Annotated in this window: 20 protein-coding genes and 1 tRNA gene; 12 read left to right on the top strand and 9 right to left on the bottom strand. The window is 70.3% G+C overall.

Features of this window, described 5'->3' with window-relative positions; all coding sequences use genetic code 11:
• The first annotated feature begins 16 nt into the window (after nucleotides 1-16).
• Nucleotides 17-1,159, top strand: coding sequence for a hypothetical protein (locus I7X39_RS03230; RefSeq protein WP_198109532.1), 1,143 nt, complete (start codon nucleotides 17-19; stop codon nucleotides 1,157-1,159).
• Here I7X39_RS03230 and I7X39_RS03225 read toward each other — a convergent pair.
• Entirely contained in the window at nucleotides 1,156-2,058 is a 903-nt protein-coding gene (locus I7X39_RS03225) for a LysR family transcriptional regulator (RefSeq protein WP_198109531.1), read from the bottom strand. The genes I7X39_RS03230 and I7X39_RS03225 overlap by 4 nt on opposite strands.
• A gap of 72 nt (nucleotides 2,059-2,130) precedes the next feature.
• Between I7X39_RS03225 and lysA the strand changes: the two genes are divergently transcribed.
• From lysA to ahpF, 4 genes are all read left to right on the top strand, one after another.
• Nucleotides 2,131-3,396, top strand: a complete 1,266-nt coding sequence (lysA, locus tag I7X39_RS03220; protein ID WP_375140736.1) for a diaminopimelate decarboxylase — start codon at nucleotides 2,131-2,133, stop codon at nucleotides 3,394-3,396.
• Between the two features lie 60 nt (nucleotides 3,397-3,456).
• Entirely contained in the window at nucleotides 3,457-4,164 is a 708-nt protein-coding gene (locus I7X39_RS03215) for a substrate-binding periplasmic protein (RefSeq protein ID WP_198109529.1), read from the top strand.
• 112 nt (nucleotides 4,165-4,276) lie between these two features.
• Nucleotides 4,277-4,840 (top strand): alkyl hydroperoxide reductase subunit C, encoded by a 564-nt coding sequence (gene ahpC / locus I7X39_RS03210; protein ID WP_198109528.1) that lies wholly within the window; start codon nucleotides 4,277-4,279, stop codon nucleotides 4,838-4,840.
• Between the two features lie 134 nt (nucleotides 4,841-4,974).
• Nucleotides 4,975-6,543 carry an alkyl hydroperoxide reductase subunit F gene (ahpF, locus tag I7X39_RS03205; RefSeq protein ID WP_198109527.1) on the top strand — a complete coding sequence of 523 codons (1,569 nt, stop codon included), beginning with the start codon at nucleotides 4,975-4,977 and terminating at the stop codon, nucleotides 6,541-6,543.
• A gap of 205 nt (nucleotides 6,544-6,748) precedes the next feature.
• Here ahpF and I7X39_RS03200 read toward each other — a convergent pair.
• A tRNA-Gly gene (locus I7X39_RS03200) sits at nucleotides 6,749-6,822 on the bottom strand.
• Nucleotides 6,823-6,861: 39 nt separating this feature from the next.
• Between I7X39_RS03200 and I7X39_RS03195 the strand changes: the two genes are divergently transcribed.
• Both I7X39_RS03195 and I7X39_RS03190 read left to right on the top strand, forming a co-directional pair.
• Entirely contained in the window at nucleotides 6,862-8,439 is a 1,578-nt protein-coding gene (locus tag I7X39_RS03195; protein ID WP_198109526.1) for a glycerol-3-phosphate dehydrogenase/oxidase, read from the top strand.
• A 33-nt stretch (nucleotides 8,440-8,472) separates the two neighbouring features.
• The gene (locus I7X39_RS03190) at nucleotides 8,473-10,998 is read left to right on the top strand and encodes an ABC transporter permease (RefSeq protein ID WP_198109525.1); all 2,526 of its coding nucleotides are present in this window, start codon (nucleotides 8,473-8,475) and stop codon (nucleotides 10,996-10,998) included.
• 60 nt (nucleotides 10,999-11,058) lie between these two features.
• Here I7X39_RS03190 and I7X39_RS23590 read toward each other — a convergent pair whose 3' ends face one another.
• The 6 genes from I7X39_RS23590 to I7X39_RS03160 form a co-directional block, all read right to left on the bottom strand.
• Entirely contained in the window at nucleotides 11,059-13,080 is a 2,022-nt protein-coding gene (locus I7X39_RS23590; protein WP_198109524.1) for a methyl-accepting chemotaxis protein, read from the bottom strand.
• A gap of 23 nt (nucleotides 13,081-13,103) precedes the next feature.
• A complete protein-coding gene (locus tag I7X39_RS03180; protein ID WP_198109523.1) occupies nucleotides 13,104-15,239 on the bottom strand; it encodes a methyl-accepting chemotaxis protein in 2,136 nt (711 codons plus the stop codon).
• 67 nt (nucleotides 15,240-15,306) lie between these two features.
• Nucleotides 15,307-15,822 (bottom strand): chemotaxis protein CheW, encoded by a 516-nt coding sequence (locus I7X39_RS03175; protein ID WP_198109522.1) that lies wholly within the window; start codon nucleotides 15,820-15,822, stop codon nucleotides 15,307-15,309.
• Nucleotides 15,823-15,843: 21 nt separating this feature from the next.
• Entirely contained in the window at nucleotides 15,844-17,976 is a 2,133-nt protein-coding gene (locus I7X39_RS03170; RefSeq protein ID WP_198109521.1) for a chemotaxis protein CheA, read from the bottom strand.
• A gap of 14 nt (nucleotides 17,977-17,990) precedes the next feature.
• Nucleotides 17,991-18,353 (bottom strand): response regulator, encoded by a 363-nt coding sequence (locus I7X39_RS03165; RefSeq protein ID WP_198109520.1) that lies wholly within the window; start codon nucleotides 18,351-18,353, stop codon nucleotides 17,991-17,993.
• A gap of 31 nt (nucleotides 18,354-18,384) precedes the next feature.
• A complete protein-coding gene (locus I7X39_RS03160) occupies nucleotides 18,385-18,879 on the bottom strand; it encodes a hypothetical protein (RefSeq protein ID WP_232351681.1) in 495 nt (164 codons plus the stop codon).
• Nucleotides 18,880-19,124: 245 nt separating this feature from the next.
• On the opposite strand from I7X39_RS03160, the gene I7X39_RS03155 reads away from it, so the two are divergent.
• Genes I7X39_RS03155 through I7X39_RS03135 form a run of 5 tightly spaced genes read left to right on the top strand, consistent with a single transcriptional unit; the run spans nucleotide 19,125 to nucleotide 24,556 of the window.
• The gene (locus tag I7X39_RS03155) at nucleotides 19,125-20,228 is read left to right on the top strand and encodes a hybrid sensor histidine kinase/response regulator (RefSeq protein WP_310739842.1); all 1,104 of its coding nucleotides are present in this window, start codon (nucleotides 19,125-19,127) and stop codon (nucleotides 20,226-20,228) included.
• The gene (locus I7X39_RS03150; protein ID WP_198109518.1) at nucleotides 20,225-20,863 is read left to right on the top strand and encodes a response regulator; all 639 of its coding nucleotides are present in this window, start codon (nucleotides 20,225-20,227) and stop codon (nucleotides 20,861-20,863) included. Before I7X39_RS03155 ends, I7X39_RS03150 begins: the two co-directional genes overlap by 4 nt.
• On the top strand, nucleotides 20,860-22,107 hold the full coding sequence (locus I7X39_RS03145; protein ID WP_198109517.1) for a sensor domain-containing diguanylate cyclase: 1,248 nt from the start codon (nucleotides 20,860-20,862) through the stop codon (nucleotides 22,105-22,107). Before I7X39_RS03150 ends, I7X39_RS03145 begins: the two co-directional genes overlap by 4 nt.
• A complete protein-coding gene (locus I7X39_RS03140; RefSeq protein WP_198109516.1) occupies nucleotides 22,104-24,050 on the top strand; it encodes a TonB-dependent receptor in 1,947 nt (648 codons plus the stop codon). Before I7X39_RS03145 ends, I7X39_RS03140 begins: the two co-directional genes overlap by 4 nt.
• Nucleotides 24,047-24,556, top strand: coding sequence for a YfiR family protein (locus tag I7X39_RS03135; protein ID WP_198109515.1), 510 nt, complete (start codon nucleotides 24,047-24,049; stop codon nucleotides 24,554-24,556). The genes I7X39_RS03140 and I7X39_RS03135 overlap by 4 nt, the downstream gene beginning before the upstream one ends.
• On the opposite strand, the gene fliR is transcribed toward I7X39_RS03135, so the two are convergent.
• On the bottom strand, nucleotides 24,549-25,313 hold the full coding sequence (gene fliR / locus I7X39_RS03130; protein WP_198109514.1) for a flagellar biosynthetic protein FliR: 765 nt from the start codon (nucleotides 25,311-25,313) through the stop codon (nucleotides 24,549-24,551). The genes I7X39_RS03135 and fliR overlap by 8 nt on opposite strands.
• Nucleotides 25,314-25,316 lie beyond the last annotated feature (3 nt).

Here is a 25,316-nt window from a genome sequence, read left to right as displayed (position 1 = left end):
CGCGAGCGTCGCGCCCATGGGCTTGCCTGCTGCGCTGTGCCGTGCCGCGCGCCACTTGATCGACAGGGTGGATGCCGGCAGCCTGTGGCGCCGCTGGCAGGGCCGCCCGGCGGTGGACGCCGTGTGCCTGCGCGCCGCACACGACGACACCGAGCGGCGACGCTGCTTTGCCCGCCGCGTGGGGGGCGAGCCCACCGCGCTGGCGCGGCGGTACGGTCTGGCTGGGGTGCGCGGCCAGACCCGGCTGCTCAACCTCACGACCGCCGAGCTGGCCACACGGAGCGGCCGCCGCCGCGCCCGGCCGCTGCTGCTCGAAGCGCTGCAGGCCCTGCAGCAGCAGGGGGTGCGCGTGGTGGCGCTGCCAGAAACCTTGCAGCGCCTCTTCGGGCGCGAGGGCCGGGGCCTGAGCGCCCGCTTCCCCGGGCTGGTGTTCACCCATGGCCTCAATGCCCGCGTCTGCCTGCTCGGGCAGGAGCTGGCGCGCCTGCTGCAGGTCAGCGGCCTGCGCCGGCCGCGCCTGCTGGTGCTGGGGGCTTGCCAGCCCTTGGGCCAGGCGTTGGCCGAGCGCCTGCAGGCCCAGGGCCACGACCTGCTCGCGTGGGGGGCGGGGCGGGCGCGCCTGCTGGCCTGGGCACAGCGCAGCAGCGTGGCGGTGCAGCCGGTGTTCGAACGCATCGGGCCGGTGGACGTGGTGCTCGTTTGCGGCCCGGTTCCGGCCAGCCAGCTGGTGCGCTTGCAGCCCGGCCCCGGGCGTCCCCTGCTGTTGCTTGACGGCGCCGAGCCCGCTGGCGTGGCGGCCGGCACGCTGCGTACCGCGGCCGGCCGGCTCTGGCACCAGCGCGTGGGGCAATGCCAGGCCCCGGGCCTGCGCCAGGGCCTGGCCTGGGCCTGGCGCTCCGGGTGCCCGGTGCCGGCCGTGGTGGCCGAGGCGCTGGCGCTGGTTCAGCTGCTGGCGCGGCAGCCGCAAGGCTTGCAGGGCTTCCAGGACGGCCAAGGCTTTCAGCCCAGTGCGGCCCAGCAGTTCCGCGTGGCGCGGGCCTTCGCCGAGCTGGGGCTGGACTTGCCCCCGCCGTGCAGCCGGGGCCGCCCGGTCGGCATCCCGCGTCTGGCCGCTTTGGTCGAAAGCGCCTGGCCCGAGGTCAGCGTCACGCAGCCCTAGTTCGGCGCGGGTTCCAGCACGCCCAGCAGCGCCTGGCGCAGCACCGCGGCCAGCCGGTGGCGGGGCCGGTGCAAAGGGGTGAGCAGCACCACCCGGAAGGGGATGCGCACCGCCAGGGCGCGCACCACCAGCTGCGCGCCCGCGCAGGCCTGGGCCGCCTGGGCCGTCAGCGGGTTGACGATGGCCAGCCCCAGCCCGGCGGCCACCAGCGCGCAGACGGTGGCGGCGCTGTGCGTCTGCAGGCGCAGCTCGCGGCGGATGCCGGCGGCGGCGAACAGGGCGTCGATCTGCAGCCGGTAAGGGTCGTTCGGCGCCAGGCTGATAAAGGTCTGATCGGCAAAGTCCGCCAGCTCCAGCACGGGCTTGGCGGCCAGCGGGTGGGTGGCGGGCAGCACCGCCACCTCGGCCCGGTCGGCCAGCACCTCGGCCTGGCAGCCGCTCGGGGCCTCCGCGCGCTCGGTCAGCGCCAGGTCGTAGCGCTGCTCGGCCATCCAGGCTTCCAGCAGCGGGCTCTCGGCCGGGGTGATGCTGACGGCCGCCGCCGGGCCGCGCGCCAGGGCCGCCGGCACCAGGGCATGGGCCAGGGCGGGTTGGGCCAGCAGCTCAAAAGGTTGCTGCTCGGCCTGCGCCAGCGCGCGGGCTTGCGCCTGCACCTCGGCCAGGCCGCTGTAGTGGCGCTGCACGGCCTCAAACAGGGCCAGGGCGGCGGCGGTGGGGCGCAGGCGCGCGCCGCCGCGCTCGAACAGGGCGTAGCCCAGGCGCTGTTCCATCAGCGCCAGTTCGCGGCTGAGCGTGGGCTGCGAGCTGTGCAGGGCTTGGGCGGCGGCGGTCAGGCTGCCGGCCTGCATGACGGCGCGGAAGACTTCGACCTGGCGGTGGCTGATGGGGGCATCGCTCATCGGGTCAGCATATCGAAAATGGATGATGTGCCGACAAATTGCGATTGGACTGAATGACTCGGTTCGGGCACGCTGCACACCATGCTGAGTGACACCCAAGTTCAGGCCCTGGCCACCGAGTTCGGCACCCCGCTGTGGGTGATGGACGCCGACACCATTCGTGAACGCGTGGCGCAGTTGCGCGCCTTCGACACCCTGCGCTACGCGCAGAAGGCCAACCCCAACACCCATTTGCTGCGCCTGCTGCGCGCCGAGGGTGTGAAGGTGGACGCCGTGAGCCGCGGCGAGGCGCTGCGTGCGCTGAAAGCCGGCTACCAGGGCGGCGCCGCCCAGGCCCCGCTCGCGCAGGCGGCCGCGGCCGAGATCGTCTACACCGCCGATCTGCTGGACCGCGAGAGCCTGGACTTCGTCGTCGCCCAGGGCCTGGTGGTGAACTGCGGCTCCATCGACATGCTGCGCCAGCTGGGGGCGCGCTCGCCCGGCCACGCCGTCTGGATCCGGCTCAATCCCGGCTTCGGCCACGGCCACAGCCGCAAGACCAATACCGGCGGTGAGGGCAGCAAGCACGGCATCTGGCACGAGCAGCTGCCCGAGGCCCTGGCGGTGATTCGCCAGACCGGCCTGCGCCTGGTGGGCCTGCACATGCACATCGGCTCGGGCGTGGACTACGGCCACCTGGCCCAGGTGGGCGGCGCCATGGTGGCGGCGGTGCAGGCGGTGCAGGCGGCGGGGCTGGACCTGCAGGCCATCTCCGCCGGCGGCGGCCTCTCCATCCCCTACCGCGCCGGCGAGCCCCGCGTGGACACCGCGCATTACTTCGAGCTCTGGGACGCTGCCCGGCGCGAGGCGGCCGCGTTGCTGGGCCACCCGCTGCATCTGGAGATCGAGCCCGGCCGCTTCCTGGTGGCCGAGGCCGGCTGCCTGCTGGCCGAGGTGCGCGCCGTCAAGCGCCAGGGCAGCGTGGACTATGTGCTGGTGGACGCCGGCTTCAACGAGCTGATGCGCCCGGCCATGTACGGCGCCCACCACGGGCTGCGCCTGATGGCCCACGACGGCCGGCGCTTGGGCGAGGCGCGACCCACCGTGGTGGCCGGCCCGCTGTGCGAAAGCGGCGATGTGTTCACGCAAGGCGAGGGCGGCGAGCTGCGCCCGCAGGACCTGCCCGCCGCCCAGGTGGGGGACTGGCTGCTGATCGAGCACACTGGCGCCTACGGCAGTGCGATGAGCAGCAACTACAACAGCCGCCCGCTGGCGGCCGAGGTGCTGCTGGAAGGCGGCCGGCCGCGCTTGATCCGCCGCCGCCAGCGCGTGGAGGAATTGCTCGCGCTTGAGGACTGATCCGGATGGCGCAGCGCCGCCGGGCTGAGACAGTTCGGCATGCTTTGGCGCACGCTGTGCTTGACCTTTCTCCTGGGTTGCTGGATCCCTGTGGCGCAGGCCCAGCCGGTGCTGGAAGTGCGTTACGACGCCGGCAACCCGCCCTTTGCCTCCGAGCGTCAGGGCCAGGCCGTGGGCTACTACCCCCAGATCGTTGAAGCCGCGGCGCGCCGCGCTGGCTTGGTGCTGCAGGGCCAGGCCGTGCCCTGGATGCGGGCGCTGCGCGCGCTGGACGAGGGCCAAGCCTGCGCGGTGGGCGCCTACTCCACCCCCACCCGGCGCGAGCGCTACCTGCTGAGCGAGCCGGTGTTCCGTGACCGCATCCTGGTGGTGGGCCTGCGCGAGCGCCGCTTGCCGCCGGTGCGCGAGGTGTCGGATCTCCAGGGCCTGCGCGTGGGCATGATCCGCGGCTGGGTCTACGGCCCGCTGGAGCCGCACCTGCCCAGCCTGCAGCGCGTGGACGCCACCTACGACGACCAGCTCTTCATGAACCTGGCCTCCGGCCGCGTGGACGTGGTGCTGGCGGTGCAGTACGCCGCCCAATACACCATGGCCCAGCTGGGCGTGGACGGCCAGGTGCTGGGCGAACTGGCCCAGGCGGACCTGCACCTGCTCTGTCCCCGCAGCCCCGAGTTCCGCGCCTTGCTGGAGAAGTTCGACCCCGTGGTGCGCGAGCTGCGCCGCAGTGGCGAGATGGCGCGCATCGAGGCCCAGGCCCTGGGCAAGTGACCCTATGCCATCGCCTTTGCCGATAGGGGTCATTTAATAAATCAAAACTAACGACAGTGCGGCGTCGATACAGTTCAGCCCATTCCTTCACACCCCTCATGGAGCTGAACCGATGTCCCTGATCAACACCACCGTCGCCCCCTTCAAGGCCGAGGCCTTCCACAACGGCAAGTTCGTGGCCCTGACCGAAGAGAGCCTGAAGGGCAAGTGGTCCGTGCTGGTCTTCATGCCGGCCGCCTTCACCTTCAACTGCCCCACCGAAGTGGAAGACGCTGCTGAGCACTACGCCGAGTTCCAGAAGCTGGGCGCCGAGGTCTACATCGTCACCACCGACACCCACTTCGCCCACAAGGTCTGGCACGAAACCAGCCCCGCCGTCGGCAAGGCCAAGTTCCCGCTGGTGGGCGACCCCACCCACGCCCTGACCCGCGCTTTTGGCGTGCACATCGAAGAAGAAGGCCTGGCCCTGCGCGGTACCTTCGTCATCAACCCCGAAGGCCAGATCAAGACCGCCGAGGTGCATGACAACGCCATCGCCCGCGACATGAAGGAAACCCTGCGCAAGCTCAAGGCCGCGCAGTTCGTCGCCAAGAACCCGGGTCAAGTCTGCCCGGCCAAGTGGAACGAGGGTGCCGCCACCATCACCCCGTCGCTGGACCTGGTCGGCAAGATCTAAATGAAGCTGATGGCTGCAGGCCCGGGAGGGCTTGCAGCTTCCCCAGAGCCGCGCAAGCGACTCTGAAAGGGCCCGCGCCAACGGGTCCTTTCAGAGTGGCTGGCTTCGCCACACCTTTTCTGAGGAGACCGAGCATGTTGGACAGCACCCTGAAGACCCAGCTCCAGGCTTACCTGGAGCGCGTCAAGGAACCCTTCGAGATCGTCGCCTCGCTCGACGACTCGGACAGCTCCCAGCAACTGCTGGCGCTGCTGCAGGACATCGAGGCGATGTCCGACAAGATCAGCCTGCGCTCCGACGGCCAGGACGCCCGCCGCCCCTCCTTCAGCCTGCAGCGCACCGGCACGGCGATGGACCTGCGCTTTGCCGCCATCCCGCTCGGCCACGAATTCACCTCCCTGGTGCTGGCCCTGCTGTGGGTGGGCGGCCACCCGCCCAAGGTCGAGCCGGAACTGATCGAGCAGGTGCGGAGCTTGAGCGGCGACTACCGCTTCGAAGTGTTCATGTCCCTGAGCTGCCACAACTGCCCGGACGTGGTGCAGGCGCTCAGCCTGATGGCGGTGCTGAACCCGCGCGTGCAGACGGTGGTGATCGACGGCGCGCTGTTCCAGGACGAAGTGAAGGCGCGCGAGGTCATGGCCGTGCCCATGGTCTTCCTGAACGGCCAGGAGTTCGGCTCCGGCCGCATGAGCCTGGAGGAGATCGTCGCCAAGCTCGACACCGGCGCCGCTGCGCGCGACGCCGCCAAGCTGGATGCCAAGGCGCCCTACGACATGCTGATCGTCGGCGGCGGCCCGGCCGGCGCGGCCGCGGCCGTGTATGCGGCGCGCAAGGGCATCCGCACCGGCGTGGCGGCCGAGCGCTTCGGCGGGCAGGTCAACGACACGCTGGCGATCGAGAACTACATCTCGGTGCTGGAAACCGATGGCCCGAAGTTCGCCGCGGCGCTCGAAGCCCACGTCAAGGCCTATGACGTGGACATCATGAACCTGCAGCGCGCTGATGCGCTGATTCCGGCCGCCGAGCCGGGCGGGCTCATCGAAGTGAAGCTGGCCAACGGCGCCACGCTGAAGAGCAAGACGGTGATCCTCTCCACCGGCGCGCGCTGGCGCAATGTCAACGTGCCGGGCGAGCAGGAATACAAGAACAAGGGCGTGGCCTACTGCCCGCATTGCGACGGCCCGCTGTTCAAAGGCAAGCGCGTGGCGGTGATCGGTGGTGGCAACTCGGGCGTCGAGGCCGCCATCGACCTGGCCGGTATCGTGGCCGAGGTGACGCTGCTGGAATTCGCCGAGCAGCTGCGCGCCGATGCCGTGCTGGTCAACAAGCTCAAGAGCCTGCCGAACGTGCGCATCCTGACGAATGTGCAGACCACCGAGTTCACCGGCGCCGAGGGCAAGCTCAATGGCCTGAGCTACCTGGAGCGGGCCAGCGGCCAGTCCCAGCACATCGAGCTGGAGGGTGTGTTCGTGCAGATCGGCCTGGTGCCCAACACGGAGTGGCTGCGTGGCACCGTGGAGCTGAGCCGCTTTGGCGAGATCGTGGTGGATGCCAAGGGCGCCACCTCGGTGCCGGGCGTGTTCGCGGCGGGGGATTGCACGACGGTGCCCTTCAAGCAGATCGTGATTGCGGCGGGGGATGGGGCGAAGGCGGCGTTGGGGGCCTTCGATCATCTGATGAGGATGCCGGTGGTGGCTGGCTGAAATCGCCTTTGGACCGGGGCGTGCGGCGGGCGCTGGGAATGCTCGGAATCGCTTGAGGCGATTCCTCGGCCTTCGCGGGGCTCAGGCCCGGTGCTGCGCACCGTCCAAGGACAGGCCCCCGGCCTGTCCTTGAGCGAACCGGTGGGGGCTCATCCCAAGTGCTCACTCCAAACGCCAAGGGGTCCCGGTGGGACCCCTTTGCGTTTGGAGCGGGCGATGGGAATCGAACCCACGTCTTGAGCTTGGGAAGCTCAGGTCCTGCCATTGAACGACGCCCGCTTGGAAGGCGCGCATGTTAAGCGATTAACCTTGGCAGCCATGTCGCTTCCGATGAACGCCGCGCCACGCAGCCGTGCCCAGACCCTGAGCGAGTTGGCGGCCGATCCGCCCTTGGACCTGATCGTCGTGGGCGGGGGCGCCACCGGCCTGGGCGTGGCGCTGGATGGCGCCGTGCGCGGCCTGCGCGTGGCGTTGCTGGAGGCCGAGGATTTCGCCAAGGGCACCAGCTCGCGCGCCACCAAGCTGGTGCATGGCGGGGTGCGCTACCTGGCGCAGGGGCATATCGGCCTGGTGCGCGAGGCGCTGCGCGAACGCGCCACGCTGCTGCATAACGCACCGCATCTGGCCCAGCCCTTGCCCTTCGTCATGCCTTCCTATGCCTGGTGGCAGACGCCCTTTTACGGGATGGGCCTGGCGCTGTACGAGCTGATGGCCGGGCGCGCCAGCCTTGGGGCCACGCGCTGGCTGGGCCGCGCGCGCACGCAGGCCCTGCTGCCGGGTGTGAACCCGCAAGGCCTGACAGGTGGCGTGCAGTACTGGGACGCCCAGTTCGACGACGCGCGGCTCGCGCTGGCGCTGGCACGCAGCGCCGAGGCCGCGGGCGCTCGGGTGCTGAACCATTGCGCCGTCGAAGGGCTGCGCTTCACGGGCGGCCGCGTGGCCGGCGTGGTGGCGCTGGATGCCGAGACCGGCCAGCGCCTGGAGCTGCGTGCCCCCTGCGTCGTCAACGCCACCGGGGTCTGGGTGGACGATCTGCGCGCCCGCGACGGCCAGCAAGGCCCGGCGCCGGAGCCCCTGGTCACCGTCAGCCAGGGCGTGCACCTGGTGGTGGACCGTGAGTTCCTGCCCGCCGACTGCGCGTTGCTGGTGCCGCGCACCGCCGATGGCCGGGTGCTGTTCGCCGTGCCCTGGCTGGGCAAGACCATCCTCGGCACGACCGACACGCCGCGGCCGGACCGCCCGCTGGAGCCCCAGCCCTTCGAATCCGAGCTGGACTTCATCCTCGGCGAGGCCGGCCGCTACCTGGCGCGGGCGCCGCGCCGTGCCGATGTGCGCAGTTGCTGGGTCGGTCTGCGCCCGCTGGCCCGGCCCAGTGGGGAGGGCAGTGGCGGCACCGGGGGCATCAGCCGCGAGCACCACATCGAGCGGCGCGAGAGCGGGCTGGTGTCCGTCACCGGCGGCAAGTGGACAACCTACCGCGCCATGGCCGAAGAGGTGCTGGAGGTCTGCATGGACAGCGGCCTGCTGCCCGCGCGGCCGGGCGGGCGCACGCGCGACTGGCCGCTCGTCGGGGCCCAGGCCGGCGCCAGCCTGCGCCAGCCGCAGGGCCTGGCGCGCTACGGCAGCGAGGCAGCGCAAGTGCAGGCCCTGCCCGGCGCGGACCGCTGGCTGGCGCCGGACCTGAGCGAGGCCATGGTGCGCTTTGCCGCCCGCCAGGAATACGCCCGTACGGTCGAGGACCTGCTGGCGCGGCGCGTGCGGCTGCTCTTCCTGGACGCGCGCGCGGCCCTGCAGGTGGCCGAAGCGGTGGCGGCCATCCTGCGTGAAGAAACCGGGGTGGACCCGCAGCTGGAAGCCTTCCGGACGCTGGCGGCGGGCTATTGCCTGTCACCTTAGGAAGGGCGGGGGCGGAACTCCCACAATCCGCCCATGCAATCCCCATCCCTTCTGCGCCTGGCCTTCAAGCGCCTTTGGCGCGATGCCCGTGCCGGTGAACTGCGCCTGCTGCTGATCGGCGTCTGCCTGGCCGTGGCCGCGGTGACGGCCGTGAGCCTGCTCGTCAACCGGCTGGAACAAGGCCTGCTGCGCGATGCCGCGCAGCTGATCGGTGGCGATCTGGTGCTCACGAGCGACCAGCCCGCCCCGGCCTGGGTGCGCGAGCAGGCACGGGCGCAGGGTTTCGAGGCGTCCGAATCCGCGAGCTTTCCAAGCATGGCGCGCGCCGACGACGCCCAGGGCGGCGCCAGCCGCCTCGTGGCCGTCAAGGCCGTGGCACCGAACTACCCGCTGCGCGGCCGCGTGCGCCTGGAGGGCGGACGTCTGGCCGGGGCGCCGCCGGCCGGCGAGGTCTGGGTGGACCGCGCGGTGCTGGACGCGCTGCAGCTGCGCCTGGGCGACTCGCTCTGGCTGGGCGAGGCCCGGCTCAAGCTCGGCGCCGTGATCGAAACCGAACCCGACCGCGGCGCCGGCTTCCTGGCCTTTGCGCCGCGCGTGCTGCTGGCCCAGGCCGATCTGGCCGCCACCGAGCTGGTGCAGCCCGCCAGCCGCGTGGGCTACCGCCTGGCCCTGGTGGCCACGCCGCAGCAAAGCAAGTCATTGGCCCAATGGCGTGAGCAGCTGAACACCCGCATCAACAAAGGGGAGTGGCGAGGCGCGCGCATCGAGACCCTGGAGGGCGGCCGGCCCGAGCTTCGCCAGACCCTGGAGCGTGGCACGCGTTTCCTCAGTCTGGTGGCGCTGCTGGCCTCGCTGCTGGCCGCGGTGGGCGTGGCCCTGGCGGCGCGCGACTTCGCCAACCGCCATGTCGACGAATGCGCGCTGCTGCGCGTGCTGGGCCTGAGCAGCGCGCGCATCGCCGGCAGCTATGCGATCGAGCTGCTGGTGGTGGGCGTGGCCGCCACCCTGCTCGGCGGCCTGCTGGGCCTGGGCGTGCAGGCGCTGCTGCTGGTTTTGCTGCAGGGCCTGGTGCCGGTGGAACTGCCCGGGCCCGGCTTGCAGCCCTTTGCCCTGGCCGCCGGCCTGGGCCTGAGCCTGCTGCTGGCCTTCGGCCTGCCGCCGGTGCTGCGCCTGGCCCAGATCAGCCCGCTGCGCGTGTTGCGCCGGGAGCTGGGGGCCAAGCTGAACCCGCTGGCCGCCCTGGTGGGCGTGGCGGGCCTGGCCGCCTGGATGGCGGTGCTGGCCCTGGCAGCCGGAGACGCCACGCTGGGTGCACTGACCATCGGCGGCTTCGTGCTGGCTGCTGCCCTGCTGGCGCTGCTGGCCGGCCTGGCCCTGCTGCTGCTGCGCCGCGTGGCCGTCGGCCCGGCCGCGCCGCCCTGGCTGCGCCTGGCCACGCGCCAGGTGGCGGCGCGCCCTGCCCTGGCGGTGGCGCAGGTGGCGGCCCTGGGCCTGGGCCTGCTGGCCCTGGCCCTGCTGGTGCTGCTGCGCACCGATCTGCTGGAGAGCTGGCGCCTGGCCACCCCGGCCAAGGGGCCGGACCGCTTCGTCGTCAACCTGCAACCCGACCAGGCCGAGCCCTTCAAGGCCCAACTGGCGGCGGCCGGCGTGCATCCGCTGGATTGGTACCCGATGTTCCGCGGCCGCCTAATCGCCATCAACGGCCAGGCCGTGCACGAGCTCAAGCTCGGCAGCGACCGGGCGCGCCGTTTGGTGGAGCGCGAGTTCAACCTCAGCCACATGAGCGCCATGCCGGCGCACAACCAGGTGCTGGAGGGCCGCTGGGGCGAGGGCCTGAGCGTGGAAGACGGCCTGATGAAAGAGCTCGGCCTGAAGCTCGGAGACCGCCTGACCTTCGAGGTGGCCGGGCAGCGCCACGAACTGGCGGTGACGCAGCGCCGCCAGGTGGACTGGTCGTCGATGCGCGTCAACTTCTTCGTCATCTTCCAGCGCAGCCAGGACCCACAGGCCTCGCAGCAGCCCGAGCTCCCGAGCACCTGGATCGCCACCTACCGCGCCCCTGCCGACAAGACCCTGGACCGCCAGCTCGCCGCGCGCTTTCCGAACGCCACGCTGATCGATGTCTCGGCGCAGATCAGCCAGGTGCAAGGGGTGCTGGAGCAGGTGGCCAATGCGGTGCAGCTGCTGTTCCTGTTCACGCTGGCGGCCGGCCTGGTGGTGCTGGTGGGCGCACTGACGGCTACCCGCGAGGCACGGCTGCGCGATGTGGCGCTGATGCGCGCCCTGGGAGCCAGTGGCGCGCTGCTGGCGCGCGTGCAGCGCGCCGAGCTGCTGGGCCTCGGGCTGCTCTCCGGTGTGCTGGCCGGCGGCCTGGCGCTGGGGATCGGGGCGCTGCTCGCGGTGCAGGTGTTCGAGTTCAGCTGGCGCCCGCAGCCCTGGGTGCCGCTGGGCACGGCCCTGGCCGGCGCCCTGCTGGCCGGTGCCGCCGGCTACTGGGGCCTGCGCGGCGTGCTGCGCCGCCCGGTGGTGCAGACGCTGCGCTCCGCCACGCAGGAGTAGGGCGCCCGGGCAGCAAAAAGGCCGCCCCAGGGGCGGCCTTGTGTGGGTTCGTGACGGTGCTTAGAACGATTCCCACTCGCCGTCGCCCGCCGCAGGGGCTGGGGCCGGGGTGGGGGCCGGCTTGGGCGGGACCGGCCGCGCGGCTGGCTTGGCGGCGCTGCTGGCCTTGGCTGCCGGTGCGGGCTTGCTGCTTGCACCGGCCAGGCTGGGCGCAGCGGCCGGACGCACCGCGCTGGCGGGCCGATGGCCCATGCCACCCGAGCGCGCCGGGGCGTCGATTTCGCCGACCTTGAAGACCGAGATGATCTCGGAGAGGCGATGCGCCTGGTCGCGCAGGCTCTCGGCCGCCGCGGCCGATTCCTCGACCAGGGCGGCGTTCTGCTGCGTGGCCTGATCGAGCTGACCCATGGTGACGTTGACGCCGCCGATGCCCTGGCTCTGTTCGCCCGCGGCTGCGGAGATCTCGCCAATGATGTCGGAAACGCGCTGCACGCCCGCCACGATCTCGCCCATCGACTCGCCGGCCTCCTGCACCAGGCGCGAACCGGCCTCAACGCGTTCCACACTGGCGCTGATTAGGCTCTTGATCTCCTTGGCCGCCTCGGCGCTGCGCCCGGCCAGGGTGCGCACTTCGCCGGCCACCACGGCAAAGCCGCGGCCCTGCTCGCCGGCCCGCGCCGCTTCCACGGCGGCGTTCAGGGCCAAGATGTTGGTCTGGAAGGCGATGCCGTCGATGACGCCGATGATGTCGCTGATCTTGCGCGAGCTGGCGCTGATCTCGTCCATGGTGTTGACGACCTGACCCACCACCTCACCGCCCTTGGTAGCGGCCCCGGAGGCCGAGCTGGCGAGCTGGTTGGCGGTGGTGGCGGCATCCGCGGTATGGCGCACCGCGGCAGTGAGCGCGTCCATCGAGGAGGTGGCCTGCTGCAGGTTCGAGGCCGTCTGCTCGGTGCGCTGCGAGAGGTCCTGCGCGCCCGAGGCGATCTCGCTGGAGGCCACGCTGATCGAGCCGGTGGCCTGGTGCACATCGCGCAGGATGCCTTGCAGCTTCTCGGCGAAGTCGTTGAAGGCGCGGGCGATGCCGGCCACTTCATCCTCGCCCAGCGCCGGCAGCCGGCGCGTCAAGTCGCCACCGCCAGCGCTGATCTCGTTCATGGCATCCTGCACGCGCTTGAGGCCGGCGGTCAGCGCCGACACCACGCCCGTGATCAGCGCGGCGGCCAGGCCGACCATCAGCACGGTGACCATCACCGCCTTGCTCAGCAGCGAGCTCAGCGCAGCCAGCGCCTCGCCGGCATCGCTGACGACGATCAGCGACCAGTCCGAGCCTGCCACGGGCGCGGCACGCAGCAGCACCGATTGCTCGCCGATGCGGGTCTCCAGCCAGTCCGACTTGTCGCTCCCCAGGGCCTTGATGGCGGCGGGGGTCAGCGCGGGCGAGAGCTCGGTGGCGGGCTTGAGCACGTACTTGGCATTGGCATGGGCCATCACCCGACCATCTGCCGCCACCAGGAAGGCAAAGCCCGAGGGGGTGGGCTTGATGGCCTTCAGGATGTTGACGACACCGGTGAGGTAGACGTCGCTGGCCACCACGGCCTTGACGCTGCCGGCTTCCTTCACCGCCAGGGCGAAGGTGACGACCGACAGCTGGGTGCTGGCGTCCAGATAAGGCTCGGTCAGCACCACGGCATCGCTGCCTGAGGCCAGCTTGTACCAAGGCCGCCCGGTGGGGTCATAGCCGTCCGGCAGTTGCTGGTCCTTGCTTTGCAGCATGCGCTTGTCGGCGTGGCCGATGTACGCCATGTCCAGCCCGCCTGAGAGGGCCGCCTGGGCCAGCGGCACGCGCGGGTTTTCCAGGGCCACCGCCGGACGCAGCGACTGCAGGATGGCGCCTTGAAAGCCCATCCAGCCGGCGATGGACTGTGCCTGGCCCCGTGCCACCTCGGCCAGCTGCGCGTTGGCTTGGGCGCGTACATGGGCGCGCGTGTCGAAGTAGCTGGCGGCGGTGGCCACCAGCAGGGCCAGCAGCACCACGCCGCTGCACAGCGCAATCAGTCTTTGCTTGATCGTCTTCAACATGGGCGAGCGCTCCGGTGTGCCGTTCAGAAGGTTTCCCAATCGCCGTCATTGGCCGGCGCAGGGGCCGGGCGGCTGGCGGGCGGCGGGGTGGGCGCGGGCCGGGGTGCCGGAGGCTTGGTTTTGAGGGGCGCCGGAGTGCGGCTGACCGGAGTGGCGCTGCGCGCCGCGGGCTTGGGCGGTGGGCTGCTCACGGCCTTGGGTGCCGCGGCCGCGCTGTAGCCGCGACCGGAGTCTTGCGCCGTGCGGAACACCGCCACGGCCTCGACCAGGCGCTGGGCCTGATCGCGCAGGCTTTCAGCGGCGGCCGCCGATTGCTCGACCAGCGCGGCGTTCTGCTGCGTGGCCTGATCGAGCTGCACCACGGAATCATTGACCTGGCCGATGCCATCGCTCTGCTCGCCGGCAGCGGCGGCAATCTCGCCAATGATGTCGGAGACGCGCTGCACGCCGGACACGATCTCGTTCATGGCCGTGCCGGCGTCCTGCACCAGGCGCGAACCGGCCTCGACGCGTTCGACGCTGGCGCCGATCAGGCTCTTGATCTCCTTGGCCGCTTCGGCACTGCGGCCGGCCAGGGAGCGCACCTCGCCCGCCACCACGGCAAAGCCGCGGCCCTGCTCGCCGGCACGGGCCGCTTCCACGGCCGCGTTCAGGGCCAGGATGTTGGTCTGGAAGGCGATGCCGTCGATGACGCCGATGATGTCGTTGATCTTGCGTGAGCTGGTGTGGATCTCGTCCATCGTGCTCACGACCTGCGAGACCACCTGACCTCCCTTGGCCGCCGCCGCCGAGGTCGAGGCCACCAACTGGTTGGCGGTGCGGGCCGAGTCGGCCGTCTGGCGCACCGTGCCGGTGAATTCCTCCATCGACGAGGCGGCGATCTGCAGGTTCGAGGCCGTCTGCTCGGTGCGGTGGCTCAGGTCCTGGTTGCCGCTGGCAATCTCGCTGCTGGCCGTGCCGATCGAGTCGACCGAGCTGCGCACGGTGGAAATCATCTCGGCCAGCTTGGCGCGCATCGATTCGGCGTCGCGGATCAGTTGGCCGATCTCGTCCTGGCGGCTGCTGTCCACGGACTGCGACAAGTCACCTGCGGCGATCGCTTTCATGGCACCCGAAAGCTTGGCCATTGGCTGTGCCACCCACTTGTTCATCAGCCAGAACAGCCCAAACATCAACGCCAGCGTAGCCACGACCAGCAGGGCCCAGAACGCAGCAAGGGTGCGCCAATGCCCGGCCATGGCCTCGCTGCGCTTCACTTGGGCGATGGTGATCAGGCCGGTCTTTTCGTCCCGGTAGGCGGCGCCGAAGTAGCCCGAACCGCCACTGCTGAGCGCGTCCGGGATGTCGGACAGCAGGGCGCTGTTCTGCTTGGCCGTGAGCATCTCCGAAAGCTGTTTCTCCAGACCGGGCGCCACGTCCACCACCTTCTTACCCTTGGCGCTGGGGTGTGCGGCAAACACGGCCTCGCTGGGGCCCGTAGCCATGTCCACCGTGAAGGCGCCACCAGACTCGAAGAAGCGAGTCTCCTTGATCATCTTGTCCAGCGCCGCCTGGAACACGTCCAGATCGAAGCCGACGAAGAGGATGCCGATGATCTTGCCGTCGTCGGACTTGACCGGCTCGTAGTACGTCATGTACGGGCGGCCGAACAGCACGGCACGGCCGGCCCAGGATTTGCCGGCCATCATCAGCGCATGGGCGGGATGCTGCTTGCCCAGCAGCGTGCCCATGGCACGGCTGCCGTCGGGCTTCTTCACCGAGGTGGTGATGCGCAGGAAATCGTCGCCCTGGCGCGCGAACACCGTGGCCACACCGCCGGTGGTGTTGGCGAACTTGTCGACGGCGGTGAAGTTCTCGTTGAGCTTGGGGCCCCAGTCGCGCAGTTCGCCGGTGGCTTCATCCAAGGTGAACGAGGGGCCAAAGTCCTGGCGGAAGGCGCCGAAGCTGCGCTGCACCAGCACCTTGGCGGTGGCGTCCATGGCGCTGATGGAGTCGGAAATGGACTGCGCTTTGTCTCCTGCCCAGCTCTCTACCGATTGACTGGCATTGCGCCAAAGCAGAAAGCTCAGCAGCAGGCTGGTGGCGAAGAGCACGGCCGCCAGGGCGACGGCGCCGATCAGGGTGACGCGCCGGGCGAGTGAAGCCTGTCCAGAAAACATGCGTTGCCTTTGTAGTTATGTGGAGGGGTGCCCACCACAGCCACGGGCCACGCACCCCAGGTTGTTGTTATTGGGTGATCGACTCCATCAGGCCCATGTCAGCGCTGCTCATCAGGCCCTCGATGTCCATCAGGATCAGCATGCGCTCAGCCACCGTGGCAATGCCGGTGATGTAGCTGGTGTTCACGGCGGCGGCCGTCATTTCGGGCGCCTGGCGGATCTGGTCGCGGCTGAGTTCCAGCACGTCCGACACCGAGTCGACCACCGCGCCGACCACGCGGTTGCGCACATTCAGCACGATGACCACCGTGAAGGCATTGACCTCGGCACTGGCGCAACCGAGCTTCACGCGCAGGTCGACGATGGGCACGATGACGCCGCGCAGGTTCACCACGCCCTTGATGAAGTCGGGCGCATTGGCGATGCGGGTCGGCTGCTCGTAGGAGCGGATTTCCTGCACCTTGAGGATGTCGATGCCGTACTCCTCGGTGCCGAGACGGAAGGTCAGGTATTCACCCGTGGCCGCCATACGCGCCGATGCGCTGGGGACGATGGCATTGCTGGACGCTTGAACGAGTTCCATGGCTTCTCTCTGGGGGAGTTGTCAATGACGTGATTTGCGGACCAGGCTGCCGATGTCCAGGATCAGCGCCACCCGGCCGTCGCCCATGATGGTGGCGCCCGAGACGTCGTTGACCTTGCGGTAGTTGGCTTCGAGGTTCTTCACCACGACCTGCTGCTGGCCCAGCAATTCATCCACCAGCAGGGCCACGCGGCCGCCCTCGGCCTCGACCACCACCATGATGGTGGAGACATGCTCGAAGTCGAAGCGCGGCACGTCGAACACCTTCTCGAGTTCGATCACCGGCATGAACTCGTCGCGCACCTCGACCACGCGGCCCGAGCCGGCCACCGTCTTGATGGTGTCGGACTTGACTTGGAAGCTCTCGACCACCGAAGACAGCGGCAGAATGTAGACCTCGTCACCGACGCCCACGCTCATGCCGTCCATGATGGCCAGGGTCAGCGGCAGACGCACCGAGACCTTCATGCCATAGCCCTCGGCGGAGTCGATCTCGACCGTGCCGCCCAGGCTGGTGATGTTCTTCTTCACCACGTCCATGCCGACGCCGCGGCCGGAGACGTCGGTGACCTGGTCGGCGGTGGAGAAACCGGGCGCGAAGATCAGGTTCCAGACCTCCGAGTCGCTCATGCCCTCGTGCGCCTCGATGCCCTTTTCCTGCGCCTTGCGGATCAGCTTCTCGCGGTTCAGGCCGCGGCCGTCGTCGCGCACCTCGATGACGATGCTGCCGCCCTGATGGCTGGCCACCAGGGTGATGGTGCCGTGCTCGGGCTTGCCCTTGGCGACGCGGTCGGCCGGCGGCTCAATGCCGTGGTCGCAGCTGTTGCGCACCAGGTGGGTGAGCGGGTCAGTGATCTTCTCGACCAAGCTCTTGTCCAGCTCGGTGGCTTCACCCTGTGTCACCAGCTCGACCTTCTTGCCCAGCTTGGCGGCGAGGTCGCGCAGCATGCGCGGGAAGCGGTTGAACACCACCGACATCGGAATCATGCGGATCGACATCACCGCTTCCTGCAGGTCGCGAGTGTTGCGCTCGAGGTCGGCCAAGCCCGAGGTGAGCTGCTGGTACAGCGCCGGGTCCACATTGCGGCTGTTCTGCGCCAGCATGGCCTGGGTGATGACGAGCTCGCCCACCAGGTTGATCAGCTGGTCGACCTTCTCGATCGAGACGCGCAGCGTGCTCTGGTCGCCCGCGGCGGCGGCGGGCTTCGGGGGCGTGGCGGCCGAGGGCTTGGTGGTGGGCACCACGGCAGCACTGGGCTTGGCGGCCTCGGCCGGCGCGGCCGCGGGGGCCGGCGCAGCGGCCTGGGGTGAGCCGGGGGCGTCGTCGAAGAAGCCGTAGCCCAGGTCTTCCTTCTTCTCTTCCTTGGGGGCGCCGGGGGCGCCCTCGTAGAAGCCGTAGCCCGGTCCCATGGGGATCAGCTTGACCTGCTCGCGCGCCACATGGAAAGTGAACAGATCCAGCAGGTCGTTGTCACTGCTGGCGGTGGTGACCTTGAAGCGGCGCATGCCGTCGGCGGATTGGCCGCCGTCCAGCATCTCGATCGTGCCCAGGTCGGTGATCTCCTGGAACAGCTCGACCAGGTTGTTGGCCTGATTGGGGTTGTCCAACGGGCCCACCAGCAATTCCAGCTGGCGCAGACCGCCGGCCGAGGAGGGCGCCGGTGCCGCGCTCGGCGCAGGGGCGGGGGCTGCCTTGGGCGCGGCCGCCGCGGCCGGTGCGTCCGCCAGGCTGCCGCCGTCCACCAGGGTGCGGATGCTGGCCACCAGGCCTTCGCTCTCGACCTGTTCCGTGCTGGTACCGGCATGGCGCGCCAGCAGGCCGCGCAATGCATCGCCCGACTGCAGCAGGATGTCGACCATCTGTGTGGTCGGCTTCAATTCATGGCGACGCAGCTTGTCCAGCAGGGTCTCCATGATGTGCGTGAGTTCGGCGACGTCGCCGAAGCCGAAAGTCGCAGCCCCGCCCTTGATCGAGTGCGCGCAGCGAAAGATCGCATTCAGCTCCTCGTCATCGGCGGCCTCGACGTTCACATTGAGCAGCAGCTGCTCCATGTTGTCGAGGTTCTCACCAGCCTCCTCGAAGAAGACTTGGTAGAACTGGCTGAGGTCGATGCCAGCGCCGAGGTTGGCGCCTTCGTTCGTCATCTCGCCCATGGGAGCTCCTCGGTTTAGCGGATGACCTTGCCGATCACTTCGATCAGCTTGGCCGGATCGAAGGGCTTGACCAGCCAGCCGGTGGCGCCGGCGGCGCGGCCGGCCTGCTTCATCGCGTCGCTGGACTCGGTGGTCAGGATCAGGATCGGCGTGCTCTTGAACTTGGGGTTCTCGCGCAGCTTTTTGGTCAGCGAGATGCCATCCATGCGGGGCATGTTCTGGTCGGTGAGCACCAGGTCGAAATCGCGTTGGGTCGCCTTCTCCCATGCATCCTGGCCGTCCACGGCTTCGACGACGTTGAAGCCCGCGTTCTTCAGGGTGAACGCCACCATCTGGCGCATCGAGGCGGAATCGTCCACCGCAAGGATCGAGTGCATCGTCTGCTCTCCGGTTTTCTACAAATCAGGGTTAAAACAACTCGACGGAGCCGGCATCGACTTCGTCCTGCGTCACGGGGTTGGGCCGGTTGGGGGCCTCGATCACCAAGGCATCGCCGTCCTCGTCGTCGCTGCCGAAGGCCTCGCGCGCCAGCTTGTCGGCGCAGGCGCGCAGGCGTTGGCTGGTGTGGGCGATCAGCTGGGTGGACATGTCCTGGAACTGCAGCGCCGTGATGGCCCCGGCGATGAACTGCAGGGCCTCGGCAAACTCGCCGGGCGTCAGCGCGCCACCGCCGTTCACGCGTTGGGCCAGCGATTGCACTTCGGCCGAAGCGCCGAAGAAGTTCACCGACAGGGCCTCACCGGCGTCGTCGAGCAGGCGTTGCAGACGCTCCAGATCGTTGGTGACCGACATCAGGTGATCCTGGATCTCGGCGGCGGCGAGCAGGGTGAAGCGGGCTTCCTCGGCGGGCGATCCAACCACTTCCGCGTCCAGCGGTGCGTCAGTCGGTTCGTTTCCCTGCATGAGGCCTCCAGTGGCGCGTTGGGTGGCGCAGCCGAGCTGCTGATGGCGATTAGCCTAATCGAAGGCGTTCGCTCGCTGCGTCCAGTGCGCCTAGGGTAATCCCTTTTGATGGTGCTTCCCCCACAGGGGAGTGTGCGCTTGGCACGCCTGAGGGCCGCGGCATACTCGGTCGCATGTTGGAAACCCTGGCAAACGCCCCTGCCGCAAGCCCCTTGGCGCCGCCTTCGCCCCCGGCCTCGACGCCGGTGTTGCGGGTCCTGCATGTCGAAGATTCCGAGGTCGATCACCTGCGCATGCAGGCCCTGGTGCGGCAGGCAGGGCTGCCGGCCGAGTGGACGCGGGTCGAGACCCTGGCGGACTTCGCCGCCGCGCTCGACCAGGACTGGGACGCGGTGGTGTGCGACTACCAGCTGCCCGAGCACAGCGGCCTGGACATGCTGCGCCATCTGCGCGCCAGCGGGCGCGTCTTGCCCTTCGTGCTGGTGTCGGGCGAGATCGGCGAAGACGTGGCCGTGGCGGCCATGCGCGAAGGGGCATCGGACTACTTGCTCAAGAGCCGCCTGGCGCGCCTGGGCCCGGCCTTGCAACAGGCCGTCAAGGCGGCCGAGGCCGAGCGCTCGCGCCGGGCCGCCGACGCGGCGCTGCGCGAATCGACGCGCCGCCTGCAGGAGCTGACCGCGCATCTGCAGCAGCACATCGAGGCCGAGCGCGCGGCGCTGGCGCGCGAGCTGCATGACGATGTGGGCAGCGGACTGACGGCGCTGAAGTACGAGCTCGGCTGGCTGCAGCGTCATCTCGAGGATGCCCCCTTGCGCGAACGGACCGAGCGCGCCATCGAGACCTTGAACGCGGCGATCGAGGCCAGCCGTCGCCTGATGGAGAACCTGCGCCCGCCCATCCTGCAGGAGGGGCTGGCGGCGGCGCTGCAATGGCTGGTGCAGGATTTCGAGCGTCGCCATGGGCTGACGGTGTTGTGCGCAGGCCTGGATCAGGAACTTGAACTGCCCGAGGCGCTGGCCCTGGTGGCCTACCGCTTCGTGCAGGAGGCCCTGCACAACGTGGCCAAGCATGCACAGGCCAGCCAGGTGCAGCTGGAGCTGCAGTGCGCGTCCGGCGTGCTCGGTGTGGAGGTGCACGATGACGGCCGCGGCATGGAGGCGAACGAGGTGGACAAGCCCGGCCGCTTCGGCCTGCGCGGCCTGCAGGAGCGCGCCGCCAGCGTGGGCGGTTGGGTGGATCTGAGCACCCGGCCCGGGCGCGGCGTGCACCTGGTGCTGTCGATCCCGCTGGACGGGCGCTGGGAGCCCGGCCACCCGAGCGACGCCGCCTGGCTGGGGGAGGGCGCATGATCCGCGTGCTGCTCTGCGACGACCACGCGCTGATCCGGCGCGGCATGCGCGACACCCTGATCGACGCCGGCGACATCGAGGTGGTGGGCGAGGTGGGCGATTACGGCAGCCTGCGCGAGGCCCTGCGCACCGGCCCGCGGCCGGATGTGCTGCTGCTCGACATCAACCTGCCCGGGCGCAGCGGCCTGGACGTGTTGCATGTGCTGAAGGACGACGCCGATGCGCCGCGCACCCTGGTGGTCTCGATGTACCCCGAGGAGCAGTACGCCATTCGCAGCCTGCGCGCCGGCGCCTTCGGCTACGTGAACAAGGGCGGCGACCCGGCCGAGCTGGTGCAGGCCGTGCGCATGGTGGCGCAGGGGCGCAAGTACGTGACGCCCGAGATCGCCCAGATGCTGGTGGAGAACCTGACCGCGCCGCAGCCCGAGCAGGCTCACCACAAGCTCTCCGATCGCGAGCTGCAGACGCTGGTCATGATCGCCTCCGGCCGGCGCCTGTCGGACATCGCCGAGGAGCTGCTGCTCAGCCCCAAGACCGTCAGCGTCTACCGTGCCCGCGTGCTGGAAAAGCTCGGCCTCACCAACAACTCCGAGCTGACGGTGTACGCGATCCGGCAAGGCCTCGTGCAGGGATGACTGCCAACCCCCGGCTCGGGCGCGGCTCGCTGGTTCAGCGGCTGACGCGTCTGAATGTCGGGGTGCTGGCCCTGACCCTGTTCCTGAGCTTCGTGCTCGTGCAAGGCATGGCCTACTACACGGCGCGGGCCCAGCAGCGCGAGGCGGCCGGTGCGGCCGCCACCCTGCTGGCGCAGAACCTCGCGCCCATGCTCGCCTTCCAGGACCCGCGCGCGGCGCAGATCCAGCTTGACGAGGTGGCTGGGCGGCGTGCCGACCTGCGCGAGCTGCAGCTGCTTGACGTCCAGGGCCGCAGCTTCGCGCACTGGCGCTCGCGCGCCCAGGTGGCGACGCTGGCGCGGCTGCCCGGCTTCGGCCAGGCCTTCGAGTTGCGCGTACCCATCGTGCTGCAGAACGAGCCGATCGGCGCCCTGCATTGGCGCGAGGCCCAGGCCGGGCTGGAGGCCATGATGGCGCGCATCTGGCTCGGCGGCCTGGCCTTGCTGTTGCTGGCCCTGCTGCTGGCGGCGCTGGCCCTGCGCTGGGTGCAGCGGCGTGCGCTGGCGCCGCTGGTGGCGCTGGCCGAGCTGACCGAGCGCGTGGCCACGACGCAGGACTACGGCCTGCGTGCCGCCGTGGTGCATGGTGACGAGGTAGGGCGGCTGGCCGGCCAGGTGAACGAGATGCTGCGCCGCATTCAGGTCTGGCACCAGGACCTGCACCAGCAGCTGCAGCAGCAGCGGCAGGACGGTCTGGCGCTGCGCCAACTGGCGCACCGCGACCACCTGACTGGCCTGCCCAACCGGCTCTCCTTCGACATTGAGCTGGAGCGCCAGGTGATCGAGGTGCAGCACGGCCTGCAGGCCCTGGGCCTGCTGTTCATTGACCTGGACCATTTCAAGGCCATCAACGACCAGCTGGGTCATGCGGCGGGCGACGAGGTGCTGATCGAGGCCACGCAGCGCCTCTCCAGCGTGCTGCGGGATCAGGACACCCTGTTCCGCCTGGGCGGCGACGAGTTCGCGCTGCTGGTGGCGCCGCTGCACAGCGCGGCCACGCTGGAGCAGCTGGCCGGGCGGCTGATTGCGGCCGTGAGCGCGCCGCTGCAGGTGCGCGGCCAAGCCATGCCACTGGGTGCGAGCATCGGCGGTGCCATCGCACCCCAGCATGGCCAGGAGGCCGCGGCCCTGCTGCGCCAGGCCGACGCCGCCATGTACGCCGCCAAGGCGGCTGGCAAGAACTGCTACCGCATCGCCACGCCATGAAAACGCTGCTGCCCGCCCTGCTGATGCTGGCGGCCGGCGCCGCGGCGGCCGAACCCACGCTGGAGGAGCTGCTGCGCCAGGAGCTGGACCGGCCCAGCGCCGAGCTCGGCGTCAGCACCGCCGCGCGCCTGGCCCAGAGCGGCTCCGCCGCGCCCGGCGTCACCCATGTGGTGACGCGCCAGGACATCCAGCGCCTGGGCCTGCGCAGCCTGGCCGACATCCTGCAGCTCTTCCCCGGCGTCTACCTCAGCGAAGACGGGCTGTTCACCCAGGTGGGCGTGCGCGGCCTGGGCCGGCCGGGCGACCTGAACTCGCGCGTGCTCTTCCTGCTCGACGGCCTGCGCCTGAACGAGAACATCTACGACGCCGGCCAGATCGACCAGGACTTCCTCGTCGAGGTCAGCCAGATCGAGCGCGTCGAGTTCACGCCCGGCTCGGGCTCGGCGCTCTATGGCAATAACGCCTTTCTGGGCGTGCTCAACGTCATCACCCAGCGCGCCAACCAGGCGCGCGGCCTGCGCGTGCGCGCCACGCTGGGCGAGCAGCTCAACCGCACCGCCAGCGCCAGCTGGGCGCAGCGGCTGGAAAGTGGCAATGAATGGGGCCTGGCTTTCAGCCGCTGGTGGGGCCAGCGCCTGCCCTTGACCGTGCCCGACCCCGATCCGCTCAAGCGCAGCAGCGCCGCGCGCGAGCTCAACTGGGACCGTGCCGAGCGCTTCAACCTCTATGGCCTGTACCGCGGCCTGATGCTGCGCGTCGGCACGGTGGACCGCGTGCACGGCCTGCCCACCCCACTGAACCCGTCCGACGATGACGGCGAGCTGGGCCAGGGCCTGGACCGCACCCGCATCCACTACGGCCATGCCAGCTGGGAGGGCGATCTGGGCGCGGGCTGGCAGCTGCAGCTGGCCGGCGCCAAGCAGCTGCTGGTCTACCGCAACGACGAGCCCTTCGTCAGCGCCAGCGGGCGCCGCGGCGTGTTCCTGTACGAGACGCGCGGCCGTTGGGACCTGCTGGAGGCCCGTGCCGCCGGCCCGCTGGGTGAGCGCCACGAGCTGATGCTGGGCGCCGAGGTGCAGCGCGACCGCCAGCAGCGCATCCGCTACTTCATCGCCGGCCAGGAGGACGAGGGGGTAGACCGGCGCAGCCGCCGCATCGGCCTGTTCGTGCAGGACAGCTGGACGCTGGCGCCGCGCCAGCACCTGCTGCTGGGCCTGCGGCACGACGCCGTGCGCGGCCAGGGCAGCCGCCTCAGCCCGCGCCTGGCCTACAGCGCGGCGGACGAACAGGGCCGGCAGTTCAAGCTCAGCCTGGGCAATGCCTTCCGGGCGCCGAACCGCAGCGAAATCCTGACCAACGAGTTCCAGGACATCCCGGTGCCGCCACCCGAGCGCATCCGCAGCCTGGAGGCGGCCTGGGACGCGCCGCTGAGCCCGCGTTGGCGCTACCGCCTGGTGGCCTATGTGGGGCGCATCCGCAACCTCATCGACGCCGGCCCCGAGGCCAGCTTCTACAGCGCCAGCGAACCCGTGCGCAGCAAGGGGCTGGAGGCCCAGCTGGACGGCCGCTGGGGCCAGGGCGGCAGCGCCCAACTGTGGCTGGCGCTGCAGCGCAGCCGCTATGCCAGTGGGAGCGAACTGAGCAACAGCCCGCACGGCCTGGCGGGCTGGCGCGCCTGGCACCCGCTGGGTGCGGGCTGGCGCCTGGCCCTGCACGGCAGCGCGGTGCAGCGCCGCCAGGCCGAGGCCTACAGCCTGCCCGGCCACGCGCTGCTGCACGCCCATCTGCAGTGGGAGCACCCGCAGGGCGGCGAGGTCTTCCTGGGCCTGCGCAACCTGGCCGGGCGGCGCTACTGGGATGCACCGGGTGTGTCCGGCGGGCCGCCTTCCGAGCACGAGGGCCGGGTGGTCTGGCTCGGCTTCGACTGGCGCTTCGGGCCATGAAACCGGCCCTGCTGCTCTGCCTGGCCCTGGCCCTGCCGGCCGTGGCGCAGATCGAGCTGCCCGAGGAAGCGCGCCTGCGCGCCGCCTTCGTCTACCGCTTTTCCCAGTTCACCGAATGGCCGAACCCACCCCAGGGCGGGCTGACGCTGTGCGGCGTGCAACTGGGGGCGGCCGAGCAGGCGCTGCGCCAGCTCAGCGTGCGCAGCCGTGGCACGGCGCCGCTGCGCTACCGCGAGGTGGAGAGCCCGCGCGATGCCGCCCAGCACTGCCAGGTGCTGGTGCTGGGCCAGAGCGAGCCGGCCAGCCTGCGCCGTTGGGTGGAGGGCCTGGGGGAGGCCCCGGTGCTGGTGGTGGGCCTGGCGCCCGAGTCGCTGCGCGCCGGCGCCAGCATCGCCCTGCTGACCGAGCCGCAGGGCCTGGCCTTCAGCATCAACCAGACCGAGGCACGCCGCCGCGGCCTGGCGCTGTCCAGCCAGATGCTCAAGCTCGCGCGCGAGGTCAGGTAAAGCCCGCCAGCAGGCGCGCCAGCGTGGTCTCCAGCGGCACCTGCATCAGCGGCAGCGTGGCCACAAGACCCAGCAGACCGATGCTGACCGTGAGCGGAAAACCCACCGCGAACACATGGATCTGCGGCGCCACGCGCGACACCACGCCCAGCGCCAGATTGACGAACAGCAGCAGGGCCACCACCGGCAGCGCGATCCACAGCCCGGCGCGGAAGATTTCCGCCCCCCAGGCCTGCGGCGCGGTGGCGCGCAAGAAGGCGAAGGGTTCGGTACCGACCGGAAAGGCGTGAAAGCTCTGCGCCAGTGCCTGGATCAGCAGCAGATGGCCATTGGTGGCGATGAACAGGAAGGCCACCAGGGTGCCGAAGAAGCGCGCCGTGGCCGTGCCCTGCATGCCGGTGGCGGGGTCGAAGAAGCCGGCGAAGTTCAGGCCCATCTGCAGGCCGACGATTTCCCCGGCGAACTCCAGCGCCGCGAACACCAGGCGCACGGCAAAGCCCATGGCCAGGCCGATCAGCAGCTGCTGCGCGATCAGCAGCACCAGCAGCGGCGGGCTGTCCAGAGGCAGCACCGGCATGGGCGGCAGGGCGGCTTGCGAGGCCACGGCGAAGAACAGCGCCAGACCCACGCGCACCGGCATGGGCACATTGCGCTGGCTGAACAGCGGCATGCCGGCGAACAGCGCCAGACAACGCAGGAAGGGCCAGAGCAGCGGATTCAGCCAGGCCAGGATCTGGGCTTCGCTGAAGCTGATCACCTG

Origin of the sequence: Inhella proteolytica (assembly GCF_016093275.1) — a bacterium.
Classification (GTDB): Bacteria; Pseudomonadota; Gammaproteobacteria; order Burkholderiales; family Burkholderiaceae_C; genus Inhella; species Inhella proteolytica.
Note: the sequence above shows the minus strand (reverse complement) of the source record. Positions and strands in the feature narration are given on the sequence as shown.